Origin of the sequence: Coleofasciculus sp. D1-CHI-01, from assembly GCF_040218875.1 — a bacterium.
GTDB lineage: Bacteria > Cyanobacteriota > Cyanobacteriia > Cyanobacteriales > Coleofasciculaceae > Coleofasciculus.
In genome coordinates this window covers 1-12,210 of sequence record NZ_JAVJQP010000138.1, presented here as the reverse complement: position 1 = coordinate 12,210, position 12,210 = coordinate 1, and the positions used below count along the sequence as shown (strand labels likewise).

The window sequence follows — 12,210 nt, the reverse complement described above, 5'->3', positions numbered from 1 at the left end:
TTAGTTTTATGTAGGGGCGACCCGCTGGCATTAAGTAAAAACTGTATTTACTCAATTGACTCGGGTCGCCCTTTACTATCTGAGATTTAACTAACTAACAAACAGATAATCCTTAGCAGGTTTGCCGTCTTCTAAGGCGTCGAGGATTTCGTCAATGGCTTCTTCGTCAACATTGCCGTACCAATAATTGTCTGGATAAACCATCATCACGGGTCCATTGTTGCACAGATTCATGCATCCCGTTGAGGAAACCAGAGCGTCTAAACCGCGATCGGTGATTTCTGATTCGAGATACTGAATTAACGTTGTAGAATTTTTTTTCTGACAAACTCCTTTCGCGTTGCCATTGACTCGGAAGCTGGAACAAACGAAGATATGATGTTCAGGTTTCTGCATGATAAACCCCCTTAAAAAGGATGAAAAATTAAGGATGATTTTTGAGTTGTTCAGGACTAACTCAAACCTTGGATTGGGGCGGGTTTAGTTACATTAGGCTGACAACAAATTATCCGAATTAACCCGCCCCTAAAGCGTTCTAGCGAACCAATTCAAACAGCTCATCGGGAGCATCCCGGTCGAGGCGTTCGAGTAAGGTGTTGCAAATATTAGATAGCAGGTAGATACCACCCCAGTAACAAGCTGTGGGGAAGTAGCTGTGACCGACGCGGTCTAAAATGGGGAAACCGAAGCGCACGATCGGAATATCTTCATCACGACCGATATACTTGCCGTATTCATTGCCTAACAGCAAATCGACTGGCTCATTCTTAATCAGTTGATGCAGGTAGAATAAGTCTGCATTAGCCGCAACAACGGCATCGGGAACGGTATCCTTGAGGATATCTTTGACCCGTTCTTCAAAGCGCTTCCCAACCGGGCTACCCGTAATCACGTAAACCGGTAACATGCCGCAGTCTACGAGGAACTCAGTCGCAGAGATTACCTGGTCAGGGTCACCGTATACCGCAACCCGCTTGCGATACAGATACTGCTGCATATCCGTCATCACATCAACCAACCGTCCCCGGTCATCATTGAGGGATTCTGGTGGTGTGACATCACTGAATTCGATTAGGGCTTGGACAAAACGGTCAGTGGCGCGAAGACCAATGGGTAAGTCCAGAACACGAGACGGAACTTGGCACTTGTTTTGTAGGGCTGTCGCGGCAGCTTCCGAGGTAAAATTACCCAAGGCTAAAGTGGCAGTGCTATTCCCGGTGTCGATTAAATCGGGAATCGGTGTCCCGCCTTTCGGGTACATCTGAAAATCACCGGTTTTCGGTGTATCCACTACATCCGCAGTATCCGGGAAAACAATCGCGTTAATCCCCATTTGGGTCACCAACTGCTTAACCGCCCGCACATCGGAGGGTTCGACGTAGCCTGGAATAATGTTGAGCTTATGATTCGGCGTATCGGTTTTTGCCGATAAATAAGTCACCATCGCCTTAGTCATATTCGACCAGCCGGTGACATGAGACCCGACATAGCTGGGAGTATTGGCGTGAATGACGTATTTGCCTTCGGGAACTGCCCCAGATTCACGGGACTGGCGGATAAATGTGGGTAAATCATCGCCAATGGTTTCCGATAAGCAAGTGGTACTCACCGCCACCATATCCGGGTTGTAGACGCTAAAAATAGTGGTCAGAGCTTGCTTGAGGTTTGCACCACCGCCGAACACAGAGGAACCCTCAGTAAAGGCGCTGGTTGCAGCCATTATAGGTTCTCTGTAATGGCGGGTCAGGTGAGACTTGTGGAATGAACAGCAGCCTTGGGAGCCGTGGGAGTTCGGCAAGCAGCCGTGAATCCCTAATGCGGCGTACATTGCACCAATCGGCTGACAGGTTTTAGCCGGATTGATTCGTAGCGCCTTGCGTTCAACGATTTCTTTAGGGGTTGCTTCTAACATGATTCTGGTTCTCCTTTGTGGGTTTAAGTATGTAGGGGCGGGTTTCACCATTAACGTTGCTTGTTCAACCCAGATGTGACTAAACCCGCCCTGCTCGCAAGAATTAACGGATAACTTTTTTGCTCTCAGACGCGCCATGGCGCGTCTCTACATTGGCTAGTTCTGCCAGGGGGCTTTAACCAACTTCCAAGTGGGGTTATTAATCCGCATATCGATATCTTTGGCGAAATTAACCGCACCTTGGAATCCGGCAAACGGACCGCCGTAGTCGTAGTTGTGAAGTTGCTTACAAGGAACGCCAAACTTCTCAATCACATACTTGTCCTTAATCCCGGAACCGACGATATCGGGCTTGAGGCGCTTAATCAGAGTTTCTAGCTCATGATGGGAGATGTCATCAATCATCAAGGTGTCTTCACCCATCTCCGAAATCATGCCCTCGTACCGATTCAGGAACCCTTCTTCTTTAAGCTGCTCCACCCATGCTGGGTCAGCCGTCAATTTGTAGCGTTCGGGGTCTTTTTCGACATGCAACTCTTCGACGTTGCGGGAGTCGGCGTCTACTTTCAACGGTAGAACTTGACGACCTTCGTAGTCATCCCGGTGGGCGAACTCATAACCAGCAGCAATGGTTTTGATGCCTAAGTCTGCAAACAAGTCTTGGTAATGGTGAGCGCGAGAACCACCCACAAACAGAATCGCACTCTTGCCTTCTAACCGTTCCCGAATCGGGGCAATTTCCGCTTCTGCGGCAGCCACCTCTTCGGCAATCACCTCTTCAATCCGCTGGGTGAGTGCCTCATCATTAAAGAATCGGGCAACCTTACGCAAGGACTTGGCAAAAGCTTGAACGCCGATGAAGCTGACCTTTGTCCAGGGCACCCCAAACTTGGTTTCCATCATCTCCGCCATGTAGTTAATTGAGCGGTGACACATGACCAAGTTCAATTGAGCCAAATGCGCTTTGGTGGCGGCATCGTAGTTGCCATCACCACTGAATGTAGCAATCACATTAATGCCACACTTCTCAAACACCCGCTCAATTTCATAGGAATCGCCGCCGATGTTGTACTCACCCAAAAGGTTGACGGTGAAGCCTTCAATTTCTTCGTCTTCTGCTTCGCCTTCACCAACCCAATTTTTAAAGAAGCCATTGTTGGCGATATGGTGACCCGCAGACTGGGAAACGCCTTTATATCCTTCGCAGTTAAATGCAACAACCGAAATGCCCAACTTTTCTGTCATCTCTTTGGCAACGGTTTGAATATCGTCACCAATTAACCCCACAGGACAGGTGGCTGTGATGGTAATTGCATTGGGCTTGAAGATGTCATAGCCTTCCTGAACTGCCTGACGCAGCTTTTTCACACCGCCGAAGACAATATCAGAGTCCTGCATATCAGTAGTGACGCAGTAGCTCATGTAATTCTTGCCATCTTCACGAGTCCGATACTGATTACGCCGTGTCATCCAGGTGTAGTAAGAACAGCCCACTGGTCCGTGAACAATGTGAAGTACATCACCAAAGGGACCAACAACCACCCCTTTACAGCCAGCAAAGGCACAGTGTCTGGTGTTGAGAATGCCAGGAACTGTTCGCACATTCGCCTGAATTTCCTGTCCTTCGACGGACGGGTCCCGCATCACGATATGCTTTGCCCGTTTTCTGGCAACCTTGGTTGGGTAGGGGGCTACCATCTCTTTGGTAACCTCTTTCGGGTCTACTTCATACGTCGCCTTTTCTAATTTCAAGGTATCTGAATCATGAGGACTCATAATCTTTTTCTCCTGTCTTAATTACTTTCCTAGAAGGGCGGATTTAGTCAAGTTATCGATGTGTACCAAACCGTTATCTGTAAAACCCACCCCTACATTTCACTGGGAAACCTTAACCCGCCATTTCATCAATCGCGACTGCTCCAGTTTCTCCGCTGCTAACACGGACACTATCCTCAACGGGCAGAACAAAGATTTTTCCATCTCCTGGGTTGCTGGTCTGATTGGCTTGAATCAGGGCATCAACCACTTGCTCAACGTTGTCATCGGGAACCACCAAACTGAGCATACGTTTAGGGATTAAACGGTGTCCTTGAGCCAGGAGGGGCAGTAAATCACTGCTATCTTGGGGATTTTCATTAATTGCTTTCGCTAACTGAAAGTCCACGGCTTGCCTGCCTCGACCGACTACTTTCACCGCTGTCACGGACGGAAAACCAGCTTTGCTTAATGCTGCTTTCGTCTGGTTGATTTTGTTCATCCTGATGACAGCCAGAACTTCTTTCATAACCTTCAACACTGAGATTTACTCTCGTGCCTCCTAACATAAACTGGGGAGTTCTCTTGTAGAAACCGTTATTAACGATTTCTACAAGAACAACGGATACAAAATGGGTCTCATGTTTAGCGCGTAGCCAGCGCAGGTTCTTTCTTACTCGAATCGGCTTTGCCGGAGCTGATGGTGTAGACTTCTTCTACAGGACTGACAAATATCTTGCCATCACCGGCTGCTCCTTCTGTTCCCGTGCGAGCGCTACCGAGAATTGCCCGAATCACAAACTCTTTTTCAGTATCGGGGACGACTACCATTAACAACTCTTTCGGCAGTTCATCATAAAGCACATTACCAATTTTCAATCCCCGTTGTTTGCCTCGACCAAAGACATCAACTTTGGTAACGGCTGGATAACCAGCGTCCAAGAGCGCTTTCATAACGTCGTCGCTCTTTTCCGGTCGAATAATCGCTCTCACCATGATAGTCATGGGATGTTGCCTCCAAACAATTGTGCTTGTATTTCAGCGGTGGAAGGTATGGAACGTTTTCTAACCTTCCACCTGCAACACACTGCATCTTTCACTGCATCTTTAGCCGTACAAACCGAATTTAACAAGTAGTTGTTCCAACTCGTCATTCTTCATTGGTGTGGGAACGACATGATTGGTATTCTCATCAATCGCTTTAGCTAAGCTGCGATAATGAACGGCTTGCTCACAATCGGAGTCATATTCAATCACCGTCTTGCGGTTCAATTCTGCCCGTTGAACCATATTGTCGCGAGGCAAGAAATAGATCATCTGAGTGCCGAGGGCTTCAGCCAATGCTTCGATAAGTTCAGCTTCCAGATCAACCTTACGGCTGTTGCAAATCAAACCGCCTAGACGAACACCGCCAGATTCAGCGTATTTTTGAATGCCTCGGCAGATGTTATTAGCGGCATACATTGCCATCATTTCGCCAGAGGTAACGATGTAAATTTCTTGGGCTTTACCTTCCCGAATTGGCATGGCGAAACCGCCGCAAACCACGTCACCTAGTACGTCGTAGAACGCATAATCAAGACCTTCACTCTCGTCATAGGCACCGAGTTGTTCGAGCATACTAATTGAGGTGATAATGCCTCGACCTGCACAGCCGACACCAGGTTCCGGACCACCGGATTCTACGCAGAGGGTTTTGCCATAGCCTTCTTTACGAATTTCTTCGAGATCGACGTCGTCGCCTTCTTCACGTAAAGTATCTAACACACTCTTTTGGTGCAAACCACCGAGCAATAAGCGTGTAGAATCTGCTTTGGGGTCACAACCCACGATCATGACTTTGCGACCGAGTTCGACAAGTCCAGCCACTGTATTTTGTGTGGTTGTGGATTTACCGATTCCACCTTTACCGTAAATAGCAATCTTCCTCATTTCAGACCTCCATTAGTATCAATTATTTGAGGTTGCATCATTAACGTTTTATTGAAGCTGATTCAGATAATTTGTATCTATTCAACCATCCGAAAGCTTCAAGTTAATCAAGAAAGCAGTGAGCGTTTATCCTGGTAACGTTTTTTGTTTTCCTGATGATTTAATAATAGAAATTAAATTCGGTCATGAAAGTGTATTTCGCTACAAAAGCAGAAGTTTATTGATTTAGTTTTTATTCAGTATTTTGCCGTTTGTAACAAACATCTGGTCTTCCTATATAAACCATAAATTAATTGCTTGGTTACCTTTGTTCAAGTCTTTATTTATTGTTAAATAGTGACAATTAACACTGTTTTTAATTCAGATTCATTAATGTAAATTTTACTTGTTTGTAGAATGAATTTAACCTGTTATCGGTCCAAAAAAAATACCCTTGGCGATTTACCAAGGGTTATCTATACAACGGAGTTACGTTAAAACTTGTTCAATCAGAAACTAAAGTCAAAATTTGCACATTAAAGTTAAACCACGGCTTCAACAATAAGATTAGGAGAGACTCGTTCTTGCAGCCGCTTTTCGATCGCCATCTTCAGGGTAATCATCACGCTGGGACAGCCATCACACGATCCTTTGAGAATCACCTTGACGCGATCGCCCTCTACGTCATGCAACTCCACATCGCCGCCATCATAGGCTAATGTGGGACGCACTTCCTGTTCAAGAACCTGCTGAATCAAGGTAATTTTTTGTAAGTTGGTTAGCTTGGTAGCCGATGGCGTTCCCCCCTGGCTTTCCTTGATCGGGGAAGTCGATGGAGTTGTTGTAGCGATGGCGGGTTGAGGAATCGGTGCGGACAACGACGCGGCGGTGTTTAATTTATCCTGTTCTTGAGTAACATCGATCACCAGATCATCGATATCTGCCAAACAAGAGCCACACCCCCCACCAGCTTTAATGTAGTTGGTGACTTCTTCGGCGGTAGTGAGATGATTTTCCCGAATCAGTCGCTTAATCTTAGCGGAACTAACCCCAAAGCAACTACACACCAGGGGACTTTCATCCTCTTCCTCCGGTCTAACCGGAACTCCTTTATAATCAGAAATCGCCGCTTCCAGGGCTTCTTGACCCATAACCGAACAGTGGATCTTCTCTTGAGGTAAGCCGCCCAAATAGCTAGCAATCTCACGATTCGTCAGTCGCAACGCATCATCAACCGTCATCCCCTTAATCAGATCCGTCAGCGCCGAGGAAGACGCGATCGCACTCGCACAGCCAAAGGTTTGAAAACGGGCGTCTAAGATAATATCGGTTTTGGTATCAATCCTCAGATACAAGCGCAACGCATCGCCACAAACGATACTGCCAATTTCGCCAACCGCGATCGTTTCCGTCGGATCACAATCTTGAGTTGCGATCGCGCCCATATTGTGAGGATTATGAAACAAATCCATTACCTTGTCAGTGTAGTCCCACATCGCTTATTCTCCCGTTATTTGTCATTCGTCATTCGTCATTCGTCATTCGTCATTTGTCATTTGTCATTCGTCATTCGTCATTCGTCATTCGTCATTACGTAAAGTCGGGGCGGGTTTAATTACATCTAGGTGTAACCGAAAAGATAGTAGTGAAACCCGCCCCTACACAATCTCCCCCTGCACCCCTGCTCATTGCGCCGTCATAACCCCTCTACCCTGTTGTTCCCTGGCTGTTTGCAGCCAACCCTGTTCTTCGTCGGCTTCATTCTTGAAGGGGGAAATCGTTCGCAAACGTTCTACAATTGGTGGCATCACTTCCAACACCCGATCAATTTCGGCTGAGGTGGTATACCGGGACAAACTAAACCGAATTGAGCCATGGAGAAGGGTGTAAGGTAATCCCATCGCCCGCAGCACATGAGACGGTTCTAATGAGCCAGAGGTGCAAGCCGAACCCGACGAGGCGCAAATCCCAAAGCGATCCAGGGAAAGCAAAATGGCTTCACCTTCGATATACTTAAACCCAATATTCGTCGTATTCGGTAACCGCATCGATGGATGACCATTAAGCTGACAATCGGAAATCCGACTCAGTAATCCTTGTTCCAAGCGATCGCGTAATTCCTTCACCTGGGTAACTTCTTCGCTGACGTGCTGGATTGCCAATTCCGCCGCTTTCCCCAGCCCAATAATGGCGGGAACATTCGGCGTACCCCCTCGACGCCCTCGTTCTTGATGTCCACCAATTAACAGGGGACGAAAGCGCACCCCTTTGCGAACATAAAGTACCCCAATCCCCTTAGGCGCATGAAGTTTATGACCCGATAGAACCAAGAAATCAACCGTACTTTCGCTCATATTTAAGGGAACCTTCCCCACCGCCTGCACCGCATCAACGTGGAACAAAATGCCCCGTTCTTTGACAATTTGCCCAATCCGTTCAATCGGGAAAATCGTCCCCGTTTCATTATTGGCGCACATCACCGAAACCAGCGCCGTGTCGTCGGTGAGAGCGGCTTTCAGTTCCTTGAGATCAATCAATCCTTTGCCATTAACGGGTAAATAAGTCACCCGATAGCCTTCTTTTTCCAGTCGTTTGCAAAGCGTGTAAACTGCTGGATGTTCCACCGCCGTAGTAACAATATGCTTCTTGTCCGGTTGGGTGATCAACGCCGCGCGAATCGCCGCATTATCCCCTTCCGTACCACAACTGGTAAAAATAATTTCTGTCGGTTGAGCGCCCAATAATGCCGCAACTTTTTCTCGTGCTTGCTCTAAGCTGCGGGATAATTGTCCACCAAACGTGTGCATACTGGAGGGATTTCCATAATATTCACTCAGATAAGGCAGCATCTCCTCCAGTACAGCCTCGTCTACACGGGTGGTGGCATTATTATCCAGATAAATTACACTCATAAATCTACCTATAGAACATCAGTCTAGGAATCGAACTCGATGCTAAAATTCCTGTAAAATCGTAACCAAAGATACCAAATACTCTATGTTTGAATCCGGGCGGGTTTAGTCAAGGGATTGGTTTTTGTCAAACGTTAGTGGTAAAACCCGCCCCTACGACATTTGATATTGCTCGTAGAAGTCCAACACTACGTTTTCAATCACGTCATACGCTTCAACGCACTCAATTCCCTGTGCCTGTAATTGTTCCTTGGGACAAGCCCCAATCTTAGACACCATGACAGCTTGGCAATCCGAAAGCGTTTGCATAATAGTGTCGAGTACATCGGCTTCACCATACCCGCCTTGGCAATAGGGAGTGACGGAACGCCGATCAATACAATGGGCTTCATCGCGATCAACGTCGTAAATCTCGAATTCTTTAGCATGACCAAAATGCTGATTAACCAAGCCACCCCCTTTACTGGCGACAGCGACGCGGATTTTAGTCCGATTGGCGACAGAGGATGTATTTTCAGTTCGAGTCGCGTTCAGGAATTCTTTAGGCTCTTTGCCCGTTTGTCGTTCCTGAGGTCGTTTCAAGTCGTATTCTGATTTCATCTTCAGACTGTTGGTGTTCATGACATCCTTCCTCCTCCGGTGTCCTCGAATCGCCTAATCGTCTCGGCGTAGCCAATCCAGTAACTGTTTGAGTCATGGGCTTGCGGCATTGTCTGAATTAAAAGATAAATGCACCCTTAACACCCAACGCCAATACTTAAACAGTTAAGTATGAAGGAGTTGATTGAGCATCCTTCATACTTGAATTCCGGCGATAGTTGTTTTTATAGCAGCTCGGTCTAAAAAGGAGGTTCTGTTCGCCTGGGGTTAAGACTTATTAGATTAATTAGTTATGTACTCATCACCCTAAAGTCTGATTACAGAGGCATTTCAAAATTCTTTGGGGGTAGGGGTTCTAGTGTTTTTGGGATGGGGTGCAAGTATTTAAGGGGTGGGGCGTTAGGGTTTTTGTACTCAAGCTCAAAGCCTATTGTAGTGCGGGATTGAGCCAATTTTATTTGGTTATTTTACTGAGTACAGATTTGTACTCAAAATGCTTATCGGTTAAATCTAACGTTTTACCTTGAATGGCATTTCTGTATCTAAATTAGCATTTTTTTGCGGAGTCTGCATTTCTATCGATTTTTTTTAGATTTTCCCCATTGGTGTAGATTGGGTTGAGGAACAGGGGTTGTAGAGACGCGCCATGGCGCGTCTGGGAGATGGAGAAAATGTAGGGGCGGGTTTTACCATTAACATTTGGTTTTCACCCTGATGTCACTAAACCCGCCCCAACGGATTAAGCTGTCATGCATTTAAATTGGGAATGGGTAACGACCATGGGAATCCCGCATTTCTCACACAAAGAGCGATCGCAAACTATAAAAGCCTTGGCAGACAGCGATTTGACCTCAGTTAGCTCCTCCAGTCGCACATAACAGTGTGTTGTTCATTCAATACTCTAAATCCAAGTCCTCCTTAACAAGCCAGAAAAGATCAATTAACTTGAACTGCCCTCATTACCTCTATTTTCGAGAGTTTTGGAGTTGTGCAGCAGACCCTAAATAAGGGCGCACGTCTATGCGCCCCTACTGTCTTAATGTTTGGGTTGGTGACGTGCTTATCCTATCGCTGATCACTCGCTTCTCTTTCTCGCGCCGCCTTTTGAAAAAATTGACTGTACTGTTGATGACCTTTGTGAAAGACAAAGTTTAAGGTTAAAGGCTCATCAACATCGCGAACATCACCGGGACCTTCCAGCACAATGATGTCCTCCCCAGATGTTTCATTATGACCAATTTTCACCGACTTGCGATTTTTGACTTCACCTTGGCTACTATCAATATAGACGATAATATTGCCTGTATTTAACTCCTGACCAATCGTTTGAATCAGTTGTAAAAAGTTGCGATCGCTCCCGCCTCGGCGAACTGTTACTCGTCCCTGTATGTCTTCCACAGAGCTATTTACCGTATCTCCAACGCCAATCATCAACGGCATGTCTTTCGGGTCGAAATTTGCTTTAACCAACTCCAGTAATTCCTCTAGGCTTTTGGGCGCTTGTCGCACATTAAAGTCTTCCCCTAAGGGATAGGAACCCGTCCGTTGAAAATAATAACGATTTAAAATCCCTAACACACCTGCCTCTTTAATCGCCCCTTGCAGCATAAACTGAAAATCAGTTGTGCCAGAATCTTGCCCTTGAGCTGGGCGTAACATTTCCTGTCCGTTTAAATCTCTGCCTAAGTTGGGAGCATAATGAACAAAAAACGAATCGCCTAACCCTTTAATCTGTGCCTCTTGTAACAGTTCTTGCATCAGGTTTTGCATGTCTTTTTGCAAATCCATATAAATTTGCGGGTATTGGCGCAGTTGTTCATGAAAGGTATTCAGATTCGCACTAGGGGAAGCCTTATTTTCCAGAACAGAAGCCTGGATACATTCCTCCAAGTTTTTAATTTCTGCAGCTGTACTCCTTGGTTCAAAAAAGCGGCGTAACCGGAGTTTAATCGTCTGCGGAACTTCGGCTAAAAATTCTAATTCGGCTTCACTAACACCAGGGTGAGAGACATTCCCTTGGCGGTCTTGCCACTGCACACCGCCACCCGCTAGACCAGGGAGATATAGCCCCTTTGCCTTAACCTCAGCCGGATTACCAAAGGCGCGTTCAATAATACCATTAACTCCTCGTTCTCCAATATGCTCTCCATTGGTCAGTACATAAAAATGACCCTCAAATGCCTGCGTTGCTTTGACATAGTTTCGGTCAATCACTCGCGTTAATGGGTCTTTAACCAGTCCCATACAGACGCCATCTAAATCTTGGATAATTAGGATATTTTCTACATTGATTAAAACATCGGCAAGGACTTCAGTCTTTAACGATAAAGTATGCTCATGGGGAAGAAGTTGAGAAGAAACACTCATTGATAAATCACTGATGACAAACAGTTCATATTCTATCGTTCATAGTTCATGGTTCAGCGATAATCCTCTGACTCTGCCACTCTAGCAACACAGCGCGACACTGGAGACAGGTTAAATCTTGCAGGAGGGAGTGAATTCCAGCGGATGTGGTGGGGTAGGTGATGCCGATTCGGTTGGGGTTGACCACGACTGTGGGGTCAAGTTCAGCAACGAAACCATAGAGAGATTGGTTGGAGAAAGAGCTATTGATTGCCCAGCCTGTAGAATTGAGAGGAGTTAGGTTTGCGATCGCGTCTTCAGAGACTCCTAATTCCCGGCTTAAGATTCCCGGAACGGCGGCGATGGAGGTTTGTTCAGGATTGACTCGTCCACCGGGAAAATCCAGCGTCGTTTCTCTGACACCAGGGCGATAGGTTGGTGCAGGAAGCAGAAATTTCCCCGCCTGAATCGTGATGATGACAACTGAATCAGCTTTTTCGACTCGCCAATAGTCAAGAATTCGCCCTTGGTCATCTTGTAGGCGTTCACCGATTAGGGTAAGCCATGGGGAACAGATTTCCACGAAACGGTCTAGGGTTTGCCAGGGGCGCGGTTTATTCATAAAACATGGGACTTTGGACAAAAAAATAAATTTGCGTAATTGATTGGCAAAGGCATTTGGGGCAGAAAAATTAGATGTAGGGGCGGGTTTAGGGACAATTGTAGGGGCGGGTTTAGGGACAATTGTAGGGGCGGGTTTAGGGACAATTGTAG

11 protein-coding genes are annotated in these 12,210 nt (G+C 46.5%); all 11 read right to left on the bottom strand.

Going from position 1 to position 12,210, the window contains the following annotated elements; translation table 11 throughout:
- Positions 1-90 precede the first annotated feature (90 nt).
- Positions 91-396 carry a (2Fe-2S) ferredoxin domain-containing protein gene (locus RIB93_RS24480; protein ID WP_446376554.1) on the bottom strand — a complete coding sequence of 102 codons (306 nt, stop codon included), beginning with the start codon at positions 394-396 and terminating at the stop codon, positions 91-93.
- A 139-nt stretch (positions 397-535) separates the two neighbouring features.
- A complete protein-coding gene (nifK, locus tag RIB93_RS24475) occupies positions 536-1,912 on the bottom strand; it encodes a nitrogenase molybdenum-iron protein subunit beta (RefSeq protein ID WP_446376552.1) in 1,377 nt (458 codons plus the stop codon).
- Between the two features lie 156 nt (positions 1,913-2,068).
- Entirely contained in the window at positions 2,069-3,688 is a 1,620-nt protein-coding gene (gene nifD / locus RIB93_RS24470; RefSeq protein WP_446376550.1) for a nitrogenase molybdenum-iron protein alpha chain, read from the bottom strand.
- Between the two features lie 112 nt (positions 3,689-3,800).
- The gene (locus tag RIB93_RS24465) at positions 3,801-4,196 is read right to left on the bottom strand and encodes a P-II family nitrogen regulator (RefSeq protein WP_446376548.1); all 396 of its coding nucleotides are present in this window, start codon (positions 4,194-4,196) and stop codon (positions 3,801-3,803) included.
- A gap of 116 nt (positions 4,197-4,312) precedes the next feature.
- Entirely contained in the window at positions 4,313-4,672 is a 360-nt protein-coding gene (locus RIB93_RS24460; RefSeq protein WP_446376546.1) for a P-II family nitrogen regulator, read from the bottom strand.
- Positions 4,673-4,774: 102 nt separating this feature from the next.
- Positions 4,775-5,599: a nitrogenase iron protein gene (gene nifH, locus RIB93_RS24455; RefSeq protein ID WP_446376544.1), complete on the bottom strand. Its 825-nt coding sequence runs from the start codon at positions 5,597-5,599 to the stop codon at positions 4,775-4,777.
- 521 nt (positions 5,600-6,120) lie between these two features.
- The gene (gene nifU, locus RIB93_RS24450; RefSeq protein WP_446376542.1) at positions 6,121-7,074 is read right to left on the bottom strand and encodes a Fe-S cluster assembly protein NifU; all 954 of its coding nucleotides are present in this window, start codon (positions 7,072-7,074) and stop codon (positions 6,121-6,123) included.
- 189 nt (positions 7,075-7,263) lie between these two features.
- The gene (gene nifS, locus RIB93_RS24445) at positions 7,264-8,490 is read right to left on the bottom strand and encodes a cysteine desulfurase NifS (RefSeq protein WP_446376540.1); all 1,227 of its coding nucleotides are present in this window, start codon (positions 8,488-8,490) and stop codon (positions 7,264-7,266) included.
- Positions 8,491-8,643: 153 nt separating this feature from the next.
- Positions 8,644-9,111 (bottom strand): NifB/NifX family molybdenum-iron cluster-binding protein, encoded by a 468-nt coding sequence (locus RIB93_RS24440; RefSeq protein WP_446376538.1) that lies wholly within the window; start codon positions 9,109-9,111, stop codon positions 8,644-8,646.
- Between the two features lie 1,044 nt (positions 9,112-10,155).
- Complete coding sequence (gene stpA, locus RIB93_RS24435) at positions 10,156-11,457, bottom strand: glucosylglycerol 3-phosphatase (RefSeq protein WP_446376536.1); 1,302 nt, start codon at positions 11,455-11,457, stop codon at positions 10,156-10,158.
- A gap of 46 nt (positions 11,458-11,503) precedes the next feature.
- Positions 11,504-12,058: an NUDIX hydrolase gene (locus tag RIB93_RS24430; RefSeq protein WP_446376534.1), complete on the bottom strand. Its 555-nt coding sequence runs from the start codon at positions 12,056-12,058 to the stop codon at positions 11,504-11,506.
- Between the last annotated feature and the right edge of the window lie 152 nt (positions 12,059-12,210).